The organism is Pseudarthrobacter sp. SSS035, from assembly GCF_023273875.1.
In the GTDB taxonomy this organism is placed as follows: domain Bacteria; phylum Actinomycetota; class Actinomycetes; order Actinomycetales; family Micrococcaceae; genus Arthrobacter.
This window is the reverse complement of sequence record NZ_CP096882.1, coordinates 4,599,850-4,620,037: the sequence shown is the minus strand read 5'-3', so window position 1 is coordinate 4,620,037 and position 20,188 is coordinate 4,599,850. Positions and strand designations below refer to the sequence as shown.

At 63.5% G+C, this 20,188-nt stretch carries 24 protein-coding genes and 3 pseudogenes; 14 read left to right on the top strand and 13 right to left on the bottom strand.

All coding sequences use genetic code 11. From position 1 onward, the window contains the following. Nucleotides 1-54: 54 nt before the first annotated feature. The 6 genes from MUN23_RS21450 to MUN23_RS21425 form a co-directional block, all read right to left on the bottom strand. On the bottom strand, nucleotides 55-372 hold the full coding sequence (locus MUN23_RS21450) for a hypothetical protein (protein ID WP_248761013.1): 318 nt from the start codon (nucleotides 370-372) through the stop codon (nucleotides 55-57). Between the two features lie 231 nt (nucleotides 373-603). After that, the gene (dprA, locus tag MUN23_RS21445) at nucleotides 604-1,521 is read right to left on the bottom strand and encodes a DNA-processing protein DprA (RefSeq protein ID WP_248761012.1); all 918 of its coding nucleotides are present in this window, start codon (nucleotides 1,519-1,521) and stop codon (nucleotides 604-606) included. A 561-nt stretch (nucleotides 1,522-2,082) separates the two neighbouring features. Further along, a complete protein-coding gene (locus tag MUN23_RS21440; RefSeq protein WP_248761011.1) occupies nucleotides 2,083-2,232 on the bottom strand; it encodes a hypothetical protein in 150 nt (49 codons plus the stop codon). A gap of 200 nt (nucleotides 2,233-2,432) precedes the next feature. Continuing rightward, the gene (locus MUN23_RS21435) at nucleotides 2,433-3,410 is read right to left on the bottom strand and encodes a DUF4192 family protein (protein WP_248761010.1); all 978 of its coding nucleotides are present in this window, start codon (nucleotides 3,408-3,410) and stop codon (nucleotides 2,433-2,435) included. 570 nt (nucleotides 3,411-3,980) lie between these two features. Then, a complete protein-coding gene (locus tag MUN23_RS21430; RefSeq protein WP_248761009.1) occupies nucleotides 3,981-4,328 on the bottom strand; it encodes a hypothetical protein in 348 nt (115 codons plus the stop codon). A 69-nt stretch (nucleotides 4,329-4,397) separates the two neighbouring features. Beyond that, nucleotides 4,398-4,826, bottom strand: coding sequence for a hypothetical protein (locus MUN23_RS21425; RefSeq protein ID WP_248761008.1), 429 nt, complete (start codon nucleotides 4,824-4,826; stop codon nucleotides 4,398-4,400). A 906-nt stretch (nucleotides 4,827-5,732) separates the two neighbouring features. On the opposite strand from MUN23_RS21425, the gene MUN23_RS21420 reads away from it, so the two are divergent. The 7 genes from MUN23_RS21420 to MUN23_RS21390 all read left to right on the top strand — a co-directional run bounded on the left by MUN23_RS21420 (nucleotide 5,733) and on the right by MUN23_RS21390 (nucleotide 8,201). Then, nucleotides 5,733-6,062, top strand: a complete 330-nt coding sequence (locus tag MUN23_RS21420; RefSeq protein ID WP_248761007.1) for a hypothetical protein — start codon at nucleotides 5,733-5,735, stop codon at nucleotides 6,060-6,062. Continuing rightward, a complete protein-coding gene (locus MUN23_RS21415; protein ID WP_248761006.1) occupies nucleotides 6,043-6,354 on the top strand; it encodes a hypothetical protein in 312 nt (103 codons plus the stop codon). The genes MUN23_RS21420 and MUN23_RS21415 overlap by 20 nt, the downstream gene beginning before the upstream one ends. Before the next feature lie 15 nt (nucleotides 6,355-6,369). Continuing rightward, nucleotides 6,370-6,741, top strand: coding sequence for a hypothetical protein (locus tag MUN23_RS21410; RefSeq protein ID WP_248761005.1), 372 nt, complete (start codon nucleotides 6,370-6,372; stop codon nucleotides 6,739-6,741). Nucleotides 6,742-6,777: 36 nt separating this feature from the next. Then, nucleotides 6,778-6,924: a hypothetical protein gene (locus MUN23_RS21405; protein ID WP_248761004.1), complete on the top strand. Its 147-nt coding sequence runs from the start codon at nucleotides 6,778-6,780 to the stop codon at nucleotides 6,922-6,924. A 47-nt stretch (nucleotides 6,925-6,971) separates the two neighbouring features. Then, nucleotides 6,972-7,601 carry a helicase associated domain-containing protein gene (locus MUN23_RS21400; protein ID WP_248764167.1) on the top strand — a complete coding sequence of 210 codons (630 nt, stop codon included), beginning with the start codon at nucleotides 6,972-6,974 and terminating at the stop codon, nucleotides 7,599-7,601. Between the two features lie 95 nt (nucleotides 7,602-7,696). After that, complete coding sequence (locus MUN23_RS21395) at nucleotides 7,697-7,981, top strand: hypothetical protein (RefSeq protein WP_248761003.1); 285 nt, start codon at nucleotides 7,697-7,699, stop codon at nucleotides 7,979-7,981. Beyond that, complete coding sequence (locus tag MUN23_RS21390) at nucleotides 7,971-8,201, top strand: hypothetical protein (protein WP_248761002.1); 231 nt, start codon at nucleotides 7,971-7,973, stop codon at nucleotides 8,199-8,201. Before MUN23_RS21395 ends, MUN23_RS21390 begins: the two co-directional genes overlap by 11 nt. Nucleotides 8,202-8,378: 177 nt before the next feature. Here MUN23_RS21390 and MUN23_RS21385 read toward each other — a convergent pair whose 3' ends face one another. Continuing rightward, complete coding sequence (locus MUN23_RS21385) at nucleotides 8,379-8,807, bottom strand: hypothetical protein (RefSeq protein ID WP_248761001.1); 429 nt, start codon at nucleotides 8,805-8,807, stop codon at nucleotides 8,379-8,381. A 394-nt stretch (nucleotides 8,808-9,201) separates the two neighbouring features. Between MUN23_RS21385 and MUN23_RS21380 the strand changes: the two genes are divergently transcribed. Together MUN23_RS21380 and MUN23_RS21375 are read left to right on the top strand one after the other, a co-directional pair. Next, complete coding sequence (locus MUN23_RS21380) at nucleotides 9,202-9,372, top strand: hypothetical protein (protein ID WP_248761000.1); 171 nt, start codon at nucleotides 9,202-9,204, stop codon at nucleotides 9,370-9,372. A 144-nt stretch (nucleotides 9,373-9,516) separates the two neighbouring features. Beyond that, nucleotides 9,517-9,780 (top strand): hypothetical protein, encoded by a 264-nt coding sequence (locus MUN23_RS21375; protein WP_248760999.1) that lies wholly within the window; start codon nucleotides 9,517-9,519, stop codon nucleotides 9,778-9,780. A gap of 238 nt (nucleotides 9,781-10,018) precedes the next feature. Here the strand turns inward: MUN23_RS21375 and MUN23_RS21370 are convergent, their stop codons facing one another. The 4 genes and pseudogenes from MUN23_RS21370 to MUN23_RS21355 form a co-directional block, all read right to left on the bottom strand. Continuing rightward, entirely contained in the window at nucleotides 10,019-11,179 is a 1,161-nt protein-coding gene (locus MUN23_RS21370; RefSeq protein ID WP_248760998.1) for a PIN domain-containing protein, read from the bottom strand. A gap of 158 nt (nucleotides 11,180-11,337) precedes the next feature. Then, nucleotides 11,338-11,598: a hypothetical protein gene (locus MUN23_RS21365; protein ID WP_248760997.1), complete on the bottom strand. Its 261-nt coding sequence runs from the start codon at nucleotides 11,596-11,598 to the stop codon at nucleotides 11,338-11,340. Between the two features lie 303 nt (nucleotides 11,599-11,901). Continuing rightward, nucleotides 11,902-12,771 carry a hypothetical protein gene (locus MUN23_RS21360; RefSeq protein ID WP_248760996.1) on the bottom strand — a complete coding sequence of 290 codons (870 nt, stop codon included), beginning with the start codon at nucleotides 12,769-12,771 and terminating at the stop codon, nucleotides 11,902-11,904. A gap of 455 nt (nucleotides 12,772-13,226) precedes the next feature. Further along, nucleotides 13,227-13,740: pseudogene (locus MUN23_RS21355) on the bottom strand (DDE-type integrase/transposase/recombinase); the annotation flags it as partial. Between the two features lie 297 nt (nucleotides 13,741-14,037). Between MUN23_RS21355 and MUN23_RS21350 the strand changes: the two are divergent. Further along, nucleotides 14,038-14,442: pseudogene (locus MUN23_RS21350) on the top strand (Na+/H+ antiporter NhaA); the annotation flags it as partial. 79 nt (nucleotides 14,443-14,521) lie between these two features. On the opposite strand, the pseudogene MUN23_RS21345 reads toward MUN23_RS21350, so the two are convergent. Continuing rightward, nucleotides 14,522-14,716 (bottom strand): annotated as a pseudogene (locus MUN23_RS21345) (STAS domain-containing protein); the annotation flags it as partial. A gap of 221 nt (nucleotides 14,717-14,937) precedes the next feature. Between MUN23_RS21345 and MUN23_RS21340 the strand changes: the two are divergent. Together MUN23_RS21340 and MUN23_RS21335 are read left to right on the top strand one after the other, a co-directional pair. Continuing rightward, nucleotides 14,938-15,846: an ABC transporter ATP-binding protein gene (locus MUN23_RS21340; RefSeq protein WP_248760995.1), complete on the top strand. Its 909-nt coding sequence runs from the start codon at nucleotides 14,938-14,940 to the stop codon at nucleotides 15,844-15,846. Beyond that, nucleotides 15,846-17,462 carry an ABC transporter permease gene (locus MUN23_RS21335; protein ID WP_248760994.1) on the top strand — a complete coding sequence of 539 codons (1,617 nt, stop codon included), beginning with the start codon at nucleotides 15,846-15,848 and terminating at the stop codon, nucleotides 17,460-17,462. Before MUN23_RS21340 ends, MUN23_RS21335 begins: the two co-directional genes overlap by 1 nt. Before the next feature lie 179 nt (nucleotides 17,463-17,641). Here MUN23_RS21335 and MUN23_RS21330 read toward each other — a convergent pair whose 3' ends face one another. Beyond that, on the bottom strand, nucleotides 17,642-18,262 hold the full coding sequence (locus tag MUN23_RS21330; RefSeq protein WP_248760993.1) for a helix-turn-helix domain-containing protein: 621 nt from the start codon (nucleotides 18,260-18,262) through the stop codon (nucleotides 17,642-17,644). Nucleotides 18,263-18,303: 41 nt separating this feature from the next. On the opposite strand from MUN23_RS21330, the gene MUN23_RS21325 reads away from it, so the two are divergent. After that, entirely contained in the window at nucleotides 18,304-18,426 is a 123-nt protein-coding gene (locus MUN23_RS21325) for an ATP-binding protein (RefSeq protein ID WP_305886573.1), read from the top strand. Between the two features lie 515 nt (nucleotides 18,427-18,941). After that, entirely contained in the window at nucleotides 18,942-20,033 is a 1,092-nt protein-coding gene (locus MUN23_RS21320) for a kelch repeat-containing protein (protein ID WP_248760991.1), read from the top strand. The last annotated feature ends 155 nt before the right edge of the window (nucleotides 20,034-20,188 follow it).

The following is a 20,188-nucleotide window of genomic DNA, read 5'->3' as shown; positions in this document are numbered from 1 at the left end:
GCACTCAACAGAGCCCCGGCACTGCAGGTGCCCTGGGCGGGCAGCCGCGGCGATTTAGTCCGTTGTGGCCTCGGTCAGGTTTTCGATGGCGCGTCCTGTGTCTTCTGCCTGTCGCCTGAGGTCCTTGACGTCCTGCACGACGGGAGCATTCTCGATCTCGTTCACCAGGCGCTGCCATGTTTTCAGCGCCGTAAGCAGCTCGGGCGTGAAGCTGGACCGCGGCAAGTCCTTCAGTGCGAAGTAGTGGATGGCGGGGGCGAGATCCGGTGCACCAAGGCTCTGTGCCGCGGTGGCAGCTTTCTCGAGCTGGCCTGCCTCGTAATGGGCTTCGTAGTCGAAGTCACCGTCGGCATCCCAAAAGTTCGTTGTCATGCTGTTCCCGTTCTTCTACGGTCAAAAGGGTGGTGGTCGCCTGCGACCTGGGATCTGCTTTCCACCGTAGTAGCGGCCCCCGACGTTCCGTGGTGGGCCGCCGGCGGTAGACCGGTGGCATGCTGGGGTGCGCTACGGCGGTCCGCCGCTGGTGACCGCCCTCCCAGGGGAGCCGGTGAGCGGCGGACCGCCAGCGGTGACCAGACCGCGAAGGCCTGGCCACCACCGGGTTTAGCTGGTCAGCAGCTCCATCAGTTCGTTGACCTCTGTGACCAGGGTGGCGCTGCCTTCACGGGCGAGGCGGTGGCATCCTGCCGAGTTCGCGGAGTGGATGGACCCCGGGACCACGGCCACGTGCCGGGCGATGGTTTCGGCGTGGTGCGCGGTGTTCAGCGCACCGGAGCGGTACCGGGCCTCCACGACACACACCACACCGGACAGGGCGGCGATGATGCGGTTCCGCTGCAGGAAACGGTGCCGGGTGGGGGCCGTGACGGTGGGCATTTCCGAGACCATCAGGCCACTGGCGATGATGGACCGTCCAAGGTCGGCGTTCCCGGACGGGTAGAACCGGTCCACGCCACCGGACACCACGGCGATGGTCGGCATGGCCTCGACCGTGCTGCCTGCCAGTGCGGCGCGGTGGGCGTGGGCGTCGATGCCGTAGGCGAGGCCTGAGACTACGGTGATGCCGCGCTGGGTGAGGCCGTAGGCCAGGTCCCCGGTGGCGGCCGCGCCGTAGCTGGTGCAGTCGCGGGAGCCGGTCAGTGCCGCGCATTTATCGGCGGTGGGGAATCCTGCGGAGAGGTTCCCCCGGTACCAAAGTCCCAGCGGGGGCACTTCCAGATCGTCCAGACCTGCGGGCCAGTGCTCATCCCCGGGGATGAGGAAGCCGCCGCCAAGGGCCGCGATCTCGTCCAGGTCTTTCTGCGGGTCAAGGTCCGTGTGGCGTCCTGCGCCACGGGCCACCGCTGCCTCGAGCTCCTCGCAAGTGATGTCCCAGAACGGGACAACGGGCAGGGCACCAAGGACGATGCGGAGCGCCCAGACTGCGCCGTGCTTGCCCACCAGCGCGAGGGCTACCCGGTCGCCGGGTTCAAAGATGCGGGTCAGGGCGGCGCGGGCCATACGGTCATCGGTGATGTTCATGGTTCAGGTCCTTTGCAGAGGATGGGTGAGGGGGCTGTGGAACTGTGCCAGCTGCTGCCCTTCTCCCCCCGTTGTTTTTTGGTTGCTGGCAAGCTCGCTTGCTCGGTGGCCGACGGAGCCCTGTCTACCCGCAGGGCAAGGCGCGGGAAATTCTCCGGCGGAATAAGCGACGAAGGAGCGCGTTGGGGAAGTTCCCGGGCCGCAGGCCCCGACGAAGGAGGGGCTAGACGGGGTGGAGCGGACGCCTAGAATCCGGAGGACAGCAACCAAAAAACGTCGAAGACGTAGCGAACAGGGCCTGGACCGGCGGAGCTCGGCGACGCCCGGGCCTGGACCGGAGCAGGCGGGAGCGCAGCGGACGGCCCTTCTCTTAGTTGCAGCGCAGCGGAGACCAGGGCGAGCCCTGCGAGCCTGCACTCAACAGACGCCGGCACTGCCCGGGTGCGCCGGGACCCAGGGGCGCCTTAAGAGCGGAGAGGCCGGCACCTGGTGGGGTGCCGGCCTCTGCCGTTTTTCCTCTGCAAGGAAATCTTGGGGTGCAGCGCCATCGCTGCAGTGTCTTTAGATGGTACCGGGTTCCTGTTCCCAGGAGATGGTGACCGGGCCGGTCGGTTTGCCGGCGGTGAGCAGCAGCAGCTCGGCTACTTCTTCGGCGGGGCTGGTGTCGGGGACCGGCTGGTCGGCTTCGGTCCGAATGTATCCGGTGGCCATGATTGCGTGCTCCCCTGGTCGTGGCGGTGGTTCCACCTTTCACTGTAGTCGGGGTTTCTGCGCGTTTGCTGGTGACTGGCTGCGCCCGCGCGAGCGTGCCATGGCGGCCGGAGGAGCGCCAGCGGGGGAGGCCGCCCCGCCACCGGCAAAAGGGGGCCGGACCGGACCGGTGATCCGTTCCGGCCCCCTTATGCTCTGGCCTAGATGATCTTGCGGCGGTAGGACGTTGTGGAGTCGCGGGCTACGTCTGCGATGTATCCGCGGCCGATCAGTTCGCGGAGCAGGACGGCCAGCCGGAAGTCTTCGACGTCGGAGGCGGCGAGCTTCAGGTACCGGTCAGCTTGGGTGCCGTGGCCTTTGAGCCACTCCAGCCAGCCCATCAGGGTCAGCATGGGTGCGCGCTGTCCCGGGGGTACTGCTTTCATCAGCTCGAACGCGAGGGCTTCGGCCCGGTCCACGCGTTCCCAGTCAGGTCGGCCGTCGAACTTGCCCAGCATCACGTCCCCAAAGTTTCCGTTCTGGGTGGTGATGGTTTCGCGGAACAGGTAGTCGCGGATCATCTTGTGCTGGAACGCTCCCGCGAGCTCCCGCACGGTTTTCGTGTCGGGGGTTTCGGGGCTGTCCAGCGCTGCGGCCCATGCGGTGCAGGCGGCGGCGCGGTCTTCCTCGCTGCCTGCCGGGGCCTGAACGCTCAGCGCCCAGGTTCCCAACAGTGCCGGGTTGTAAACGTCCACGTCCTTGGCGCTGCCGTTGTAAACCAGCGTGGCGTTCGCGTTGCTGTCGCGGATCTCATCGAGTGAGTTCTGAACGTCGGCCCCGAACTCGGTCCAGTAGGTGGAGGTCACCAGCCAGACATTGCGCACGGGCATCCGGGCCGTGGCCAGCTCGTTCACCAGCGCGGCCACGTGGGCGGCGTAGGGGTAGTTATCAAGGTCCTCGTCGCTGTAGACCACGACATAGGATCCGGTGGCTTCCTCGTCGTTTGCCGCGTAGCTGGTGAGCGTTTGGGCGTAATTCATCGGCTCAATGTAGGCCGGTGCGTCAATGCGGACGGTCGCGCCGAGGGCACCGCCCCGGGCGGTGAGGATCACGAAGGACTCCGTGGGAGTCCGGCCCAGCAGGTGGGCGATGGTGGCCAGCAGGTCAGCGGGACCGGAGAGGTTGAGCTTTTCAGTCATGGTTGTTTGTCCTTTGCAGAGGATTCGGCGGGTGGGGCGGCTTAGGTGACCGGCCAGCTCCCCTGTTCCCCCCGTTGTTTTTTGGCTGCTGGCGAAGCTTGCGTAGCTGTGGCCGACGGAGGCCTGTCTACCCGCAGGGCAAGGCCCGGGAAATCTTCGGAGGAAATCAGCGACGCAGGAGCGCCGGAGAAGACTTTCCCGGGGCGCAGGACCCGGAGGAACGGAGGGGCTAGACGGGCTGGAGCGGACACGTACAATCCGAAGGACAGCAGCCAAAAAACGTCGTAGACACCAAAGGGCCAGAGACGGCGGAGCTCTGCGGAGCCGGCACTGGACCCAACAGCCGGCCGCGCAGCGGACGCCCATTATGGTGAGCCCTGGCGAGCCGTCCCTGAACCACACCCTAGAAAGCACGGCGTGGATCCCGGTGCCGTCGGCCGCCGGCGGCACTGAACCACTTCCTGGCCGGGGCGCTAACGGCGGTCCGCCGCCCATAACCAGGCACCCGGGCCGTCCACGACGGCGGACCGCCAGCGGTGACCGGACCATCTGGCCCGGCCACCGCGCTTCTTATTCTTGGCGGTCGTGCAGCGGCAACGCTCCATAGTGGCCTGCGGCTTCCCGGAAGCGTGAGTCACTGCTGAAAATGAACGTCCCGCCGAACATGTACCACGGGGCCGGTTCCCCCTCGGCCGTGACGGGTACGGCATGGACAGTGATGCCGCCGCCAAACGATTCGCGGGTGACGATCCGGACGGCGGGCCGTTCCTCGGACGCGGGGAATATCGGGTCAAGGCCGGGACCGATAACGGTCACTTCCGTGACCTGGGCGGAGATTCCCCGGTTGGAGAAGTCAATGCCCAGGCTGTCGCGGTAAATCAGGGCGATGATGCCTTTGGGTGTGGTGTCGTTGCTCATGGTGTGGCTCCTTGGAAGTGGTGGGGCGCTGCGCCCCGTGGTGTCGGGGCGCAGCAAACTCAGGGGTGGTTAGGCGAAGGCCGGGGCGTAGGGGGTCCGGTATCGACTCGGCAGCTCGGCCGCCGCCAGTGGCAGGTCTGCCGGTCCGGTGGCCTGTCCGCACTTCCACGACTCGAACGCCTCTTCGGTGATCGCGTCCCACTGCCGGGCCTGGGTCCGGTAATAGGTGGTCTTCACATCGCCCTCGCAGTAGCTGGCGACTCCGAACAATTCCCCGGTGTTGTCCGTGGCGCGGGTCGCGGCGACGATGACGTAGGGCCACTGGCCCACGTCCCAGCCGTCGCACCCCCAGACGTTCACCGGTGCCCAGCCGTGCTGACCGATCAGGTCCATCCAGTCCCAACCGTCGTTCATGTGGTAATCGCCCAGCACGACGGCGGCGGGAATGGTCTCGGCGGTGTCCGCCGTGGTGACAGCCTGTGTGGAAACTGTGCTCATGGTTGTTTGTCCTTTGCAGAGGATTCGGTGGGTGGGGCGACCAATGGTGACCGGCCAGCTCCCCTGTTCCCCCGTTGTTTTTTGGCTGCTGGCGAAGCTTGCGTAGCTGTGGCCGACGGAGGCCTGTCTACCCGCAGGGCAAGGCCCGGGAAATCTTCGGAGGAAATCAGCGACGCAGGAGCGCCGGAGGAGACTTTCCCGGGGTGCAGGACCCGGAGGAACGGAGGGGCTAGACGGGCTGGAGCGGACACGTACAATCCGAAGGACAGCAGCCAAAAAACGTCGTAGACACCAAAGGGCCAGAGACGGCGGAGCTCTGCGGAGCCGGCACTGGACCCAACAGCCGGCCGCGCAGCGGACGCCCGCTGACTGGTTGGAGCGCAGCGGAGACCCGGGCGCCCTGAAAGTTGCCAGGGTCCGCTGCTACGGTGGGGCAGTCCCGCCTGGTCCCCCCACCTGGCGGGACACTTTTATGAGAAGGAGAAACCCGGACGTGAGGCTTTTACGTTTTCTTCGCGGCCGGCAGGCGCCCTCCCCTGCTCTGACCGCTCTGACGGAGCGTCAGCCGTTGACGCCTGACCAGGCATTGGAGCTGGAGCAGGCATGGATGGAACTGCGTGCAGCTGCTGACCTGGCCGGAGTGTCCACCTTTCGGGCCTGCACGCGTGATGGCAGCTCGTGGGAGGAGGACCCCGCGGCCGTGCGCAGCATGGCCGCCACCCTGAGGGGCCTCCAAGGCCCATCGACGTAAAGGAGACTGCAGCGGGGCCGGCCATTCCCGGGGTCGGAGCGCCAGCGTAGACCCCGTTTGTCAGACCCTCCCCTCACACTGAAGCGGAGTAGTATTCGAACATACATTCGTAGCTTCCGAGTGTCGCTAGTAATTCAGTTCTAAAAGGTGTGGTAATGGACCGGGATCAGCTCAAGCGGCTCCAGGCCAGGTACGCCCGGCGTGCGCAGCCGATTGGGCTGACCGCAGAAGAACTGGATTTCGCGAATATGCCCTCCAAGACCGACGTGCACGGGATTCCGGTGCAGGCCTGGATCCGCTTCCAGGACTGCGCCGAACTCGTGGACGGATTGGCCCATTCCTGGACACCCAAAGCCGTACAGGTGTCCTGGCAGGACGGCCCGGTGCAGCGCTCGACGTGGGTGTGGGCTTCGGCAGTGACACGAAAAGCGGCGTTGAACAGAACTTTGGGAGAGAGAACGAAACGTGACGGCAGTACAAAGTGAGACAGCCCTGGCGGCCCCTGTAGACGTTCGGTTCACCCTCGATGGAACTCCCCTGGCCATCCGGCATGACGGGCACGTGTGGGCCGTAGCCACGGATCCCGTGCGCTGGTTCGAACGGGAGTCCTGGTGGGAAACCCAGCATCGGGCCCCGGCCGGCGCGGCCGTGGTGGACGTAACCGTGTGGCGGGTCCAGGTGAGGATCAACAGTGCCTCGCCGCTGCGGACCATGGAAATCCGTCGCCGGCCCATGACAGAGCAGTGGGTCCTGTCCTCCATCGATGACGCAGCCTAAGAACCGGGTCTCCTGATGAGCCACGGGCCGATCCCGCCGGCGGTGTGGGAAGAAATCCGGAACGAATTCACCCTGCCTACCCTGGACCGGGTACGGGCGAAACTATCGGCCGAGACGGCGGATCCCGAGTTGGTCATGCGCCAGCTCGTCCGGGTCTTCATTGAAGACGGAACATTTTGCCCCGGTTACCAGTTCCGTGACGACGGGCAGCTGCACCCCACGGTACTGGCGCTGTTCGCCAGGGCATTGGAACTGAAAATCGCCCACAACTACTTCGGCGCCTGGATGATCACACCGTCCATCCACTTGGGCGGGCGGCGTCCCGTGGACGCCCTGGGCGGGTCCACTCCCCCGCTGCTGCGGGCACTGGAGAGCTTCGGGCCTTAAACCCCGGAACCTGGGAGAGCCAACTAGGCTGATCCGGTGGAACTCACCGGAACAATCCAAATGGCCGACGGCAGCACCGACCACATCACGGCCCAGGGCGACACTTACGACAACGCCAAGGCCGCACTTGAGGGCGCCATCCCCGAAGGCGCCAAGCTGCTCGCCATCCGCACGGACAGCTGACCAGTATGCCCGAACACAGGACAGCGCCACACCCAGAGTGGGTGCAGATGTACCGGCAAGGCCTCACCACCACACGAATCGCCGCCGCCGCAGGTGTCGGCCAAAACACCGTCCGCTACCACGTGGCCATCGCCGCCGCCACGGAACCCTCTATCCGGGACGACCACCGCAACGCCACCCGCCCACCGCCGGTCACCCGCATCACCGCGGAAGGGCTGCGGAACCTGGACGACACCCTCGCCCTGTACAAAGCCGAAGACCGGCTTCCCTCATCGTCTTCGTCCGCCGCACGGGAACGGGCCCTGGCGACATGGCTCCTCAGACGACGCCAGGACCACGACCGGGGCACCCTCTCCCCCACCTACAGCGACGGCCTGCAGGAAATCCCCGGCTGGGAACTGAGGACCCGCACGTCCAAAGACGAATCCCGTTGGAACCAACGCCTACAAGAGCTCACCGCCTACATGGCCGTCGGGAACGACTGGCCACGCCACAAGAAGACAGACACCGAAGAAGAACGACTCCTGGGCATGTGGCTGCACATCCAACGCATGAAATACCGGCGCAGCGAACTGGACCAGGACAAAGAAACACAGCTGAACACGCTCCTTCCCGGCTGGCGGAACGGACGGACCCGCGGCCGCCCACCCGGATCCCCCAACCTCCGCCGCGGCTGATCGGCTGGAGGCCTCTGAGCTTGCCCACCCCGTATCCGCCTGTGCCTGCAGGTGCTGTCACTGACAACTGCGCCCGGCGTGCGTAGCGTGGGGCCATGGGACTCATCTACGACAATCCGACGCTGGCCGCGCTGACGCTCACGCGCATTGCAGCCGAAGAATCCGAAGGACCCACCGAGCTAACCGGACGCATGCACACCATCCTGGACGACCTCGCGCAACGCAACGGACCCGAGTACCTGGCAGAGCTGGTCATTGTCCTGGCGCGTGCCCGGTTCATCGCCCTCGATGACCTCGCCCGCACCACCGGGACCAGTACAGCCCAGTTACTGGACGAGGCTGAGGTCGAGGCACTCGAGGGCCTCGACGATGGCACCTAAGCCGCCGGTCGGGACCGGGCTCCCGGCGGGGCTTGTCCCGCCGGTGAAAGTCGCACTGGCCCGGGCCGTCACGAAGATGCCCCGGAACAGTGCCCTGCCCGGGACGCTCCTCTTTGAGCCCAAATGGGACGGCTACCGGGCGGTCGGAATCCGTGACGATATCGGGGCCTCGTTGTGGTCCCGGCAGGGGAAGGACCTGACCCGGGTCGGTTGGCGTTAACAAAAACTCACGCCAATCGAATATGAAACAATCAACCGGACCGCAATCACAGCGGCCTAAGACCCCGAGTCAACGAAAGCCGGGGCAGTCCCGATTGGCTATTTAATCGCGCTGCAATAATCGCCCCACTTCGAATTATGTGAAACACGGAGCGAGGAGCTCGGTAGCAAATCAGTCCTACACTTTGCCGTCTCCGATTGCCTTTTGGACGCCTTTGCCCAACTCGGCAGGAGTGAATGGCGAAGCAAACGACATGGACTGGAGGAAAATCTTGACCGCCTCCTTCTTATGGTCGTCGTCAGTAACGAGCCCAATCAGACGCTCGGTCCCCAGCAGTCGGGTGAAATCTGCCGGTTGAATGAAGAACTGCCGCATTTGAGCCGTGGCCTGGGTGTATGCCTTCATGTAGGTTGCACTGATATACGCACTAACAGCGTCGCTTACGACGCTTATCGCGCCGGCAGCGGCGGCTGCAACGGGATCAGTCTGTATAACCGCGGCTACGCCAAACCCCACAATCAGAAGCAGTCCTACGCCCATTGCCACCTGGCAGGCCTTGAAGCTCTGATCCGCCTGGCTCATGGCGATCTTATGGTAGCTGTTCATCTGCTCCTGCGTCAGACTCCACAGTGTTGGAAAATCGAGGGAAGAGTCCGGGCGGCTTGAAGACGAAATAGAGTCACCTGCACCGCAGCGCTCTGTTGTGAAGGCCTTGGGGCAGGAGCTTTTGGAGCGAGCCGCCACGGGAACCGTGCAAGGGGTCGTTGATGCCCTGAACACGGTCATTGCCTTGGGTATCAACGCCATAGGCTAACCGAGCCCGAGCAAATCAGCGGCTGGTCGGTGACAGCAATCCCCGGGAACAACGTCGGGAGATCAACTTCGAATACCTACGCAAAAGGGCGTCCACTGCGGCTACGTCGAAACCGGGGTCGTGAGATCCCCGTCCCCGCCGAGCGCAGTGCGAGAGGAGGCTGCGAGGAGCTCTATAGTGGACTCCATGAGCGAACTCAGTGGACACCTTTCACGGGTGCAGGAAATAATCGCCCGCACGCGGAACTTCCAGGTCAACGAAGCCTCGGATCCGAAAGAGTTCTCCAGGACTCTAGTCGAAGATGTTGGTGCGCTCTCCGAGGCTGTTAGTGAGCTCATCAAGCGATCTGAGGTCTGAACGACGGCATACCTCCCGAACGGCACCTATCTAGGGCGTCTCTAGGGCGTCCATCCCAAGTCTCGCATCTGAACGAACCACCCGCCTCTGTAGTTGCTTCTAGAAATGAGACCTCTGCGTGGCGGCATACCCGCATGACTTCACATGGACGATGGCTTCGACCTCGTCGTGGGAGTCGCAGCGGGCACTTCCGACTTGAAGGACTCTGCTGCCGAGATTTCCAGGCCCGGCAACAGAATCATCATCCAACAGCCTGACCATTCTTTCATCGTGCTCGGCCGCGGATCCAAACTCACCGCAACGGGAACAGAATTCGTCGGCATCGAAACCGCGATCAAGCTATCCGCCACCGACCTGGCACCAACGAGAATCTCAACGGCGACGAATCCCAATCCGGATTGTCGGTGACGGTCGAAAAGTGAGCCATTGTGACGTGGCGGAGTTCAGGGGTCGTAGCAACGGTTCAATGGTTCTCTCAGCGTTGAAGTCAGTCTAGCCACGTGCTCCATGGGGCTCTACCAACCCAGGATTTCGCCTGGTCTGCGATTGAGTGCAGCGGCGACTCTGGCAATCTAGTCATGGCAACTGCCGCAATTGGGTCATTATTCGGACGGGGCTAGCGATCGGTGCGGGCGCCCGCGTTGTCTCAACTGAGAGTGCTGGCGCCCGTCTCGAACGAGACGAGTTCAGTGTGGTTCACGGCTCCGTCTCCGGGTGACAGCAGAATGCTGAATGTAATTCGCGCGTAGCCGTCAGTTGCGACCCAGGCGTAGTGGTCATTGTGATCCGCCGTCAACGCATATATGTCATCTTCAATATTCCACTCGGTGCGATAGAAGTCCCCTTTTTCCATGTAACCGTCCACAGTAAGCGCCGCGTCCGCCGTTACGTTGATCAACTGCGTCCCCTCGGCAAAGGTCTCCACCACATCCCAGGTCATGGAAGCAGCATCTGGCTCGAGTAGGTAAACGCTCGGGTTCTGCACCTCGGACGGGACCCAGTCTGGGCCATAAACGTCTCCGTCCTGGGTGTGCTCTTCGAAGTCTGAACCGGTCAGCTCCGAACATTGCTCATCCAACGCGGTCAACAGGATTTCCTCAAGATTTACTGTTGGCTCCGCGGGCTCGGGCCCCGGCTCAACGCTTCTGAGTTCCCTTGCGAGTGTGAAGGCGGCCGTCAGCCCCGGCGAGTGCCTGAGCTCAGCTGCAGACTGAAGCTGCGCCGTGTCACCAAGGAGATCGGCGTGGATACCGCCCTTGTCGACGAAATCGCTTGTGTTGTTGGAGACAAAAATGACGCAATTGTCCGCTTCGGCTGCTGTCACGTATTCGAGGACCGTGGCCCAAATGAGGGCATCTCTGTAGCCCTTCCCTTCGGTCCTAAACGGTTTTCGGTTGGCCAGGTCCCATGCAAGTAGCCTCTCGTGTTCGATGGTTGGCAACGCGGCAACTTCGCCGCCGATTTCAGCGATGCGCGCCCGCAGGTAGCTCTCGTAGTCTGCGGCGATCTTGGTCGCTTCCGTGAGAGTGTCGGTGTCGACGGAAACCCTTATGCCGATCTGCTTCAACGCTCGTTCAGCCCGCTGGATACCGGGAAGAGTCTCTTTCTGCGCCCTCTCCCAGGCTGCGGCCTGATGGCGCACGGTTTCCCGGACAACAACTTCCGGAACAACCCATTGCACTACTCCAGCGCTGATCTCCTTGGCCAACAACACCCACCGCGTGTCGGCTAACGGGTAAGAATTATGCAGCTCAGTCGTATCTGTAATAACGATTATTGGGTCCGGTGTCAGCGGCGCTATCTGCATTCTCCGATCTTAGGCCCAGCGAGTGATCGCCGGCCTGTTGCGGACTAGGAAGGCGGCCGGTCCGCGAATGGCCGCCGAGGCTTGCCGGCCTATGCGCAGGGGTGGGCTTGGTCAGGGTTCCACGGCCGACCTAACGGAAATCGCACCGGGATCCGAAATTAGGCCGTGTCTTCGCTTTCTTCCTCCAACTCGATCTGGAACAGTGCCGTCCACCTCATTCTTTCTCCTACCGACTCACCAGAGATGGCAACCTCGGACTGAACGTATTCACCTTCGGCAAGCTGTTTCTCCGCCTGCTCGCGAGCTTCCCTCCAAAGGATTGCTTGATCATGGGTGTATCCCTCGGGCCGGTTAAGCGTCACTTGTTCAGATCTGGGGTAGGGGGCAACTTCGAACTGGGCTTCTGCAATGTTTGTCATGCCGGAAGGATACAGGTCAAGGTGCCAGGGCTCGCCTCTGTGTCACGGTCCAGCCACTGACCATTCGTCAGTGAGTCCGCTGTGACGGCGCAGAACCTCGGTCGGGGGAGAAGCCTTAGTTCAAGCCGTCCCGGTGACGATGGTGGTCCTGACGGCGGTGGGGTCGGCATAGCTGGCCCTGTGAATCTGTTGCCGATTCTCTGCAGGATGAGCGTGCGCCATACCTGAGTTGATAGCGCCGTCGATGCTCTGGGGCCGGTAAGCGGCGGCCGAGTTCCTAGGGGCTCGAAATCTTGATCACGGCTAGAGCCGGCGGATGTTTCGAGGCAGGGACGCCGCGTCGCTAAGTTCCGCCGCGAAATTACTGTTGAGGAACCTATAGCCGTCAGCCTTCTCGGTAAGAAAATCGATGGCGACTAGCTTTTTGCCACCCTTGGTGTTCTGCAGGTAGAAGTCGGGGACGTTCGATAGCTCGGCGGCCAATTCGCGCTTCCGGGCGCGGAAGTCTCCCTCAAACTCCATGGCCTTGGCGTTCACGATCCGGTTGGCGTCGGGCATGACCTGGTGAGTAAGCAGCACGTCATTGATCTCGCCCAGGCCGGCTTCGGCGAGGATGCCGGGGGCGATGTGACGACGTTTGTTTACCTGCTCCCGGCGGTACCTGGGCGACTCGACCAGCGCATCTACCGCGGCCCGTAGTTTGGCGTAGTGCACTTCTGTGCGTGCGTCCTCTACGGCGTCGTCCTCATTTTGCGCAGTTTGTACCGCTTCATCGATTTCCGTCAGCAACGGAGCAATCCATTCGGTCTGAGCCGTCCATTCATACACGAGTCCGCTGGCTACCCATTTGACTGTCACCGACATCAGCGAGTCATTGTGGATCTCGGCTGCCTTGAGCAGGCGTTCGGCCTTGGGCGGCAGTTCCTCGTAACCTTCGGTGCTCCCTATCCTGCTCGTCCAGAATTTTTCTGTCTCCACCGTGATAAATGGAGCGTTCGCCAGGACTGCTACTCGGAGGGCATCGCCGATTTCAGCTTCAAACGGGTCGATCTGCACATCTGTTTCCCGAACGATTTCGACCCCGGGAATGATTGCCAAGCCGGCGGCGCTGGCCTGGTTTGGAATGTTGGCGGCAATCTGAGCCAGGTCCGCGGACGTGTAGGTGAAGGTCATGATTCAGATATTAGGGGGAGAGTACGACAAGCTGCATTTCGTGTCAGAGGAATTTGAAACGATCGGCACATGAATCATGTTTCCCATCATGTTCTTCCAAGTCGCAACGACGGCCATACCCACTCTTTTGATTGCTGTGGTGATAAGGCATTAAGCGTGGGGATACTTATGCCGGAATTTTACGAGCGCCTACAAGGACGGATTAGATATCTCTATCCAGCGCTAATAGTCGCAACGGAAATGGTGGTAACCCTTAGGCGAGTTTGCGGCCCTTGGAGCCAGTGCCCAGGGGTTCGGAAACCTCTTCGAGGCTGAGATGGTGTGGGTGGCTACACACATTTGCCTGCTATGGCTAGTTTCTCTTGAGAAGTGGTGTCCGGACGGCCGCATGACGCTCACTCCAAGGATCCATTTTCCCATTAACCGTGAAGAGCCGCTTTGGTTGACTCGGGGTCTTAGGCCGCTGTGAGCGCGGTCCGGTTGATTGTTTCATATTCGCTGGGCTGAGTTTGCCCAGCCGTCTTTGCCGTCGCCGGCGGTGGATGGGTTCTCTCGATCCAGGTTGTGAGGGCCAGTCGGAGATCATTTCGGTTGAGCCAGCGCTGACGGTCAGAACGTTCTCTGCAGCAGCGAGAAGAACGATTCCATTGCGGCGTTGTCCGCGCACGCACCGGCCCTGCCCATCGAGCCCGTGAGCCCGTGGTGACGGAGCGCTTCGACGAACCGGCGGGACCGGACCTGGGACCCTGGATCCGAGTGCGCCGCTGTCCCAGCCGGCTTGCGTGCCCGTATGGCGTTCTCCAGGGCGGCGACGCACAGCGAGGAATTCTTCCGCGAATCCATCGAGTAACCGGCGGTTCTGCCGGAGTGCACGTCCTTCACCGCGCAGAGGTAGTGCTTGCCCTCTGCGGTTGAGTGTTCGGTGATGCCCGTCAGCCGCAGCTCGTCCGGTGCCGAGGCATTGAAATCCCCCTTCATATCAGGTCAAGGAGTCAACAAAAACGGGGGCAGTCCCGGGCGCGTAGTGAGTGATGTGCTGATGCGTTCGGTGCTGGTGAACCAGGAGAGTAGCTGTGGGTCGATGGAGCCGATGACGGTTCGCATGTTGACCAGTTGGGCTCGGACGTTGCTGTTGATGATGGGTTCCAGGTGGGCAACCCGGTTCCGGAGGTGGTAGACGCCCTCAACTGCCCGTTCGAGTTCACGTGGTGTTCTGCGTAGGTGTGGAAATGCTTTGCGGAGCGCTTCGTCCCAGAGTCGTTGTACGGTGTGATCTCGGCCGTGACTGACCCCGTAGCTATCGGCGTCATCGTGGCTTTGGTGCTGGGCAAACCAGTCGGGATCATGGGCACCACTTGGCTCCTCACCAAGGCCACCAGAGCTTCCCTGGACCGGTCCTTGAAGTGGATTGATGTGTTCGGGGTGTCCCTTTTGGCCGGGATCGACTTCACGGTTTCGCTCCTCGTGGCGGAGCTGAGCTTCGGGCAAAGCAGCGCCCATGATGACTACGCTAAGGTGGGGATCCTCGCCGCGTCGCTGCTGGCCGCCCTCCTGGCGGCGGCAGTGTTGGGCGCCCGGAACCGTCAGTACCGTGCCGTGGAGGCGAAAGAAGCCATCGACACCGACCGGGACGGCATCCCGGACGTTTACGAAGAAGACCGACACGGGTGACCTGATCCGGTCCACACGTGTGGAGGGTCCCCTGCCGGCTGTGCGGCAGGGGACCCTCCAAGTTAAGGTAGCCGCGGGATCAGTGGCCGGCGCCGAGTTTCCCTCCGAGGCGTTCGCGCATGAGGACGCTGGCATCGTTGAGGCCGATGATTTTCACGTCTATGCCGTGGTGGCGGTACTTCTCGGTGATCGCGTCCAGAGCCGCGATCGTGGAAGCGTCCCAGAGGTGGGAGGCGTGCATATCAATGATCACGTACTCAGGGTCCAGGGCCCAAGATGGCCCGGAACCCGGCCCAGGCGGACGAGTTCATCCAAAGGCTCAACACACAGCCCTGACGGGCGGTTACCGGGGGCTCTTCCCTGCGGGTTGTACCGGACGTAGGCTGTGGATCGGAGAGCCGGGAAGCCTGGTCGGCCCGCGGGTTAGTGTGCCCGCGGAGCGCCGTGGCGAGCCGCCTCGGTCGTTGTCGCTGGACCGAGGGAACGGAACCCACCATGACATCAGCAGCAGATCCGGTCATTGACGCCACACGGCTCGTGAAGACTTTCGGCGGGACCCGCGCTTTGGACGGCCTTGATCTGCGTGTGGCCCCGGGCGAGGTCCACGGATTCCTTGGCCCCAACGGGGCCGGCAAATCAACAACCCTGCGGGTGCTCCTCGGGCTCATCCGCCCGACCTCGGGAACGGCGCGTGTGTTCGGACTGGATCCGTGGCGGGACCCGGTCCGCGCCCACCGGGACGTCGCTTATGTTCCCGGGGACGTGAGCCTTTGGCCGAACCTGTCCGGCGGGGAAGTCATTGACCTGCTCACCGGACTGCGCGGCGGCTCCGAGGAGCGGCTGCGCGGGGAATTGATCGATGAGTTTGAGTTTGATCCGCGGCGCAAGGCCCGGACGTATTCGAAGGGCAACCGGCAGAAGGTGGCACTCATCGCGGCGTTCGCCCGCCCGGCCCGGCTCTATCTGTTCGATGAGCCCAGTGCCGGCCTGGACCCGGTGATGGATTCGGTGTTCCGCCGGCAGGTCCAGCGCGTCAGCGCTGACGGTGCCACGGTTCTGCTCTCCAGCCATATCCTCAGCGAAGTCGAGGAGCTGTGCGGCCGGGTGACGATCATCCGTTCCGGCCGGGCCGTGGAATCGGGGACCCTGGCTGAGCTGAGGCATCTGAAGCTCACCCATTTCCGCATCGAGGGGGCTGCTGCTGGCCTGCTGGCAGCCCTGCCCTGGGTGCAGGGCGTCCTGACCGACGGGGACGTTGTCGAGTTTGACGTGGACGCAGCCGACCTGGCATCTGTGTTGGAAGCGGTCGCGGCGGCCGGGATCAGCGGTCTGAGCGTTTCCCCGCCATCGTTGGAGTCCCTGTTCCTGAGCCATTACAGCGATTCCACCGGCCAGGTGCTCTGATGTCCGGCATCGTGGCCCTGGTGCTGGTCCAGGCCCGCAGGGACCGGATCATCCTGCCCGTCTGGATCCTGGGCATCGCCTTTCTGGGATTCGCCGTGGCAGGTGCGGTGGCCACGGAATTCGCGGACGAGGCCGACAGGGCTGCAATCATCAGCGTCGCGGCGCTAAGCCCGGCGTTCCTGTTCGTCCGCGGCCTGCCCGACGGGACCGGTATCGGAGCGGTGGTGTTCTTCCAGGGCTATGCCTTCACCGCAGTGCTCGCCGGACTGATGAGCACGTTTCTGGTCATCCGGCATACCCGTACCGATGAAGAGCTCGGACGCGCGGAGCTCATCGGCTCCGCGCCCATCCCGCGGGCCGCGCCACTGGCAGCAACCCTGGTCCTGGGGGCGGCCGCGAATCTGGTGCTGGCTCTGTGCGTGGCCGCCGGTTTCGCCGCCGCCGGGCTGCCCGGACCCGGGGCAGTCACGGCCGGGGCCGCCGTCGGCGCTGTCGGAGCCTTTTTCGTGGCCGCCTCCGCGGCCATAGCACAGGTCATGCCCTCAGGGCGGGCCGCCAACGGCGCGGCCGCGGCTCTGGTCGGTGCAGCATATTTCCTTCGCGGTATCGGCGATGCGTTCGGCACCCCCAGCGCCGATCTGACTCACGTCACCAGCGGATGGGTTTCGCTGCTCTCGCCCATCGCGTGGGGCCAACGCTCCCGCCCCTTCTCGGCCGCCGATCCCGTGCCGCTGCTGTTCTTGACGGCGGCGGCCGCCGCCCTGGCCGTGACCGTATTCGCGATCAGAAGCCGCCGGGATCTGGGCGCCAGCCTGCTGCCCGAACGTGCCGGCAGGGAACGTGCCGGCGCCGGGGGTGGCTCGTTCCTGGGCTTGGCTTGGCGCCAACAGCGGCCCACCCTGATCGGCTGGTGCCTTTTCGCAGCCCTGCTGGGAGGGATCGCCGGAGGGCTCGGGCCCGTGGTCTCGGACGTGATTGGCGGCAATGAATCGCTCCGGGAGCTGATCCTCCGGCTCGTCCCTGGCAGCAGGGCGGAGATCATCGATGTTTTCACCGCTGCCCTGCTGGGCATCGCCGGTGTCCTGACCGCGGCCGCCGGTATCCAGGCGGTGCTGCGCCTCCGCGCAGAGGAAGCCGAGGGCCGGGCCGAATTTCTCCTGGCCACGCCCCGCTCGCGGGCACGGTGGCTTGGCGCGAACCTGGTACTCGCCGCGGTCTCGGTGGCGGTTGTGGCCGTCATCGCTGGGACCGCGGCAACCGCCGGCCTCACCCTCTCCGGCGTGAACGGCCCGCCGGGCCTGCTGGTGGCTGCCGCCTTGGCGCACGTCCCGGCCGCCGCCGTGTTCGTCGCGGCAACGGCTGTCCTCTTCGCAGCGGTGCCCAGGTTGAGTATTCCATTGGGCTGGGGCATGTTGGCCGGTGGCCTGGTCCTGGGTCAGTTCGGTGAACTGCTGCGCCTGCCTGCCTGGCTGCAGGATCTGAGCCCGTTCCGGCACTCCGCGGCGATGCCGGTCGAGGACTTCGACCCCGCAGCTGCCCTGACCATGTCGGCTATTGCCCTCGCCGGGGCAGGGATCGCCGCCTACCTGCTCCGGCGCCGCGACCTCACCGCCTGAGGCCGACCGCTCGAACCATTGGTGCACGCAGTGTGCCCGCGCCGCAACGGACCGTCGCCGGCCACGACCAGACCCGGATCACCAGCGATGACCCCCGCCATGAGCGCCGGCGGCCTGCAGGCGCCTGCCGTGTTCATGGAGGAGTGCCCGGATTTGTGCGGCGGTGAGTTCTCCGCCGGTCATGCGGTGGCCAGGCTACGTTCGCGGATGAAGACGTTCAACGCGGCGAGTTCCGGCGGGGTCTCGTTGCGGGTGAGTTCCTTCATGGGTGTTCGGATGGTGCGGTAGGACTCTGCAGGCATCCATGCCGCGTCGAGGGGCTTGATCCGTCGCGTCCAGGATGGCGCTGGCTGGCCGAGGCGGTGTGCGGTGTAGTTGGTGATTCCGGCTAGGGCTGCTGACCAGTGCGGGTCCTTGAGGCGGGGGCTGCGCTGGAGCAGCGGTTTGCCGGCGGCGAGGGATGCGGTGGCGTAGTCGGCGAGCATTTTGATGGCGAACTCAAAATCCCGTTCGGCGATAAGCCGGGTAAACGTTGTGGCGTAGTCGCGCCGTGCAGGGTCGAAGTCGCTTCCGTGAGGGATGGGATCTGTGGCGGCCAGGGTCAGGCCGAGGGCGGCTAGGACGGCTAGGGTTTTGCCGAGTTCGGCGCGGTCGTGGCCGGCTTCGAGATCGATGAGGAACTTCCGTGACACTCCGGCCATGTCGGCAAGGGTTTGCTGGGACAGCCCGCGGGCTGTGCGCCGGGCACGGATGATGGCACCCACGGCGGCGGGGCTCTCGATCGTTGTTTCCAGTGTCATGGCACCTCTTCTACTGTTCATTATCCGGGTTCGATGAACTCATGCCTAAGACCATCGCCACCGCGACCGTGGACCGGCTCCTCCACCACGCCCACCTCTGCCAAACCAGCGGCGAGTCCGTCCGCCTCATGCAAGCCCAAAACGGGAAAGGAACCCGCCCATGAGCTAACCCCGGAACTTGGTCAGGCGCCCCGCAACCCGGCACGCCCGGGGCGCCTGACCCTGTCCAAAAATACTTGCCGCGACCGGTCACTCACCTGCCGCCAGGGGGCAAACCAAGATGCCGCCACGGGTCATTTCTAAGTTGCCGTTGACATGCTGGAGGGAAACTCGCGTAGGTCTAGCGGTCCAGACGAGCAAGCATCGATTTGTGTGTTATGTCAGATATCGACCGTTCAGAAGCAGGGACTCGGCTGGCTGCGAGAGCCGCGAGGGTTTTGTCGAGACCGCGTCGGCGCTTGCCCGGTCACCTGCCCACGCCGTAATGACCCAGAAGCCCCCGCTTTAGGCGTCAATCCTCATGGATTGCCACTTCGTGGGGACTGGAAGTCATCGCTCCCCCTTTGTTTTTCATGTCGCGAATTCGATTTGAATTCGTCTTGCTTGTTGCCCACTTGGAGGGCTAGAACTAAAGCCTGGGGATACGTTTGGGGGCATATGCGAATCCTAGGAGCAAATCATGAAATACCCCGTATCCGCCCCCAAGGCTCAAAGTCCGAGAAAGATAATTTTCGGTGTTCTTGGCGTTGTCAGCATTGTTCTCACCACTGTTCTGTCAGGCCCTGTGGCCGGCGCTCAGGCACCGCCCGTTGACGCCACTACACAGTGGGTAACCCGGCCCCCGCTCGGGCTTGCCAGGGCAGGGCATGGGGTCGCCACAGCGCGTGGGGTCGTATATGCGGTGGGAGGCCGATCGGTTGAGGGCCTGAAGTTCGACAGCGTTGAAACCCGGAAACTGGGGGGTCCAGGTAATTGGACGACCATCGCTCCCCTCCCTGTAGGGCGTGGGAATCTGTCAGTCGCCGAAGCAGGAGGGCTTGTCTACGCCATCGGAGGCGTCTACGGGGAGAACGACTTTTCTGGTGGATCCACAACAGAAGTGGACAGGTACCAGCCCGCGACAGGGAAATGGGAGGCCATGGCGCCGCTACCGCAACCACGTGACACCGCGGGAGCTGCGTCCCTAAACGGAACCCTGTACGTTGCTGGCGGTTTTATAGAGGACGCTCCCTTCACTTGGCACGTCACTGACAGTGTTCTCGCATATGACGCCGCAGCAAACGCCTGGCGCTCCGTAGCCCCAATGCCAGAACCACGTGAGGGCTTCCGTCTCGTTGCGGCTGGAAAGTATCTTTACGCCGTTGGCGGCGGGGGCGACGCCTCCTTTGCATCGCTGGCAACAGCTGAACGCTACGAGCCGGCGACTGATACCTGGACCGTCATGGCTCCAATGAACGAGTCCCGCTGGCTGCCTTGTGCGGTAAAGGTGACGGTAGGCGGCCAGGAGCTGATTGCCGTGGTCGGCGGCGCGGTCTGGGCCGAAGACGGATCCTTCGTTCAAGGCAGAGCCACGACCGAGGTCCTGGATCCCAAAACTGGCGAATGGAGTGTCATCGACGCCCTGCTGCCCTTTATGAGGGGTTCGATCGACTGTGCAGTAAAGGACAGCGCAACTGTCTTGGCCATCGGCGGGGGCACCGCGGTGAACGGTGAGTTTGTCTACATTTCAGACGTAGACGAACTGACCCTGAAACGGCGGGACGTGGACTAGGCAACTGAAGAACGACAAGGAATGGGTCAAGACCCTGCTCTCTAGCAAGATTCCGCCGAAGGGCTTGCACTTCACCGTCCTCCATACGAACGTGCCTCGAGGGGTAGATAATTCGTGCGTTTCGAGAGGACCCCAGTCCACAACCCACATGGCTG

Coding starts and splice junctions, on each gene's coding strand:
- MUN23_RS21450 (WP_248761013.1), bottom strand. CDS start 372: ATGACAACGAACTTTTGGGATGCCGACGGTGACTTCGACTACGAAGCC.
- dprA (WP_248761012.1), bottom strand. CDS start 1,521: ATGAACATCACCGATGACCGTATGGCCCGCGCCGCCCTGACCCGCATC.
- MUN23_RS21440 (WP_248761011.1), bottom strand. CDS start 2,232: ATGGCCACCGGATACATTCGGACCGAAGCCGACCAGCCGGTCCCCGAC.
- MUN23_RS21435 (WP_248761010.1), bottom strand. CDS start 3,410: ATGACTGAAAAGCTCAACCTCTCCGGTCCCGCTGACCTGCTGGCCACC.
- MUN23_RS21430 (WP_248761009.1), bottom strand. CDS start 4,328: ATGAGCAACGACACCACACCCAAAGGCATCATCGCCCTGATTTACCGC.
- MUN23_RS21425 (WP_248761008.1), bottom strand. CDS start 4,826: ATGAGCACAGTTTCCACACAGGCTGTCACCACGGCGGACACCGCCGAG.
- MUN23_RS21420 (WP_248761007.1), top strand. CDS start 5,733: ATGGACCGGGATCAGCTCAAGCGGCTCCAGGCCAGGTACGCCCGGCGT.
- MUN23_RS21410 (WP_248761005.1), top strand. CDS start 6,370: ATGAGCCACGGGCCGATCCCGCCGGCGGTGTGGGAAGAAATCCGGAAC.
- MUN23_RS21400 (WP_248764167.1), top strand. CDS start 6,972: ATGTACCGGCAAGGCCTCACCACCACACGAATCGCCGCCGCCGCAGGT.
- MUN23_RS21395 (WP_248761003.1), top strand. CDS start 7,697: ATGGGACTCATCTACGACAATCCGACGCTGGCCGCGCTGACGCTCACG.
- MUN23_RS21390 (WP_248761002.1), top strand. CDS start 7,971: ATGGCACCTAAGCCGCCGGTCGGGACCGGGCTCCCGGCGGGGCTTGTC.
- MUN23_RS21385 (WP_248761001.1), bottom strand. CDS start 8,807: ATGAACAGCTACCATAAGATCGCCATGAGCCAGGCGGATCAGAGCTTC.
- MUN23_RS21380 (WP_248761000.1), top strand. CDS start 9,202: ATGAGCGAACTCAGTGGACACCTTTCACGGGTGCAGGAAATAATCGCC.
- MUN23_RS21375 (WP_248760999.1), top strand. CDS start 9,517: ATGGACGATGGCTTCGACCTCGTCGTGGGAGTCGCAGCGGGCACTTCC.
- MUN23_RS21370 (WP_248760998.1), bottom strand. CDS start 11,179: ATGCAGATAGCGCCGCTGACACCGGACCCAATAATCGTTATTACAGAT.
- MUN23_RS21365 (WP_248760997.1), bottom strand. CDS start 11,598: ATGACAAACATTGCAGAAGCCCAGTTCGAAGTTGCCCCCTACCCCAGA.
- MUN23_RS21360 (WP_248760996.1), bottom strand. CDS start 12,771: ATGACCTTCACCTACACGTCCGCGGACCTGGCTCAGATTGCCGCCAAC.
- MUN23_RS21340 (WP_248760995.1), top strand. CDS start 14,938: ATGACATCAGCAGCAGATCCGGTCATTGACGCCACACGGCTCGTGAAG.
- MUN23_RS21335 (WP_248760994.1), top strand. CDS start 15,846: ATGTCCGGCATCGTGGCCCTGGTGCTGGTCCAGGCCCGCAGGGACCGG.
- MUN23_RS21330 (WP_248760993.1), bottom strand. CDS start 18,262: ATGACACTGGAAACAACGATCGAGAGCCCCGCCGCCGTGGGTGCCATC.
- MUN23_RS21325 (WP_305886573.1), top strand. CDS start 18,304: ATGCCTAAGACCATCGCCACCGCGACCGTGGACCGGCTCCTCCACCAC.
- MUN23_RS21320 (WP_248760991.1), top strand. CDS start 18,942: ATGAAATACCCCGTATCCGCCCCCAAGGCTCAAAGTCCGAGAAAGATA.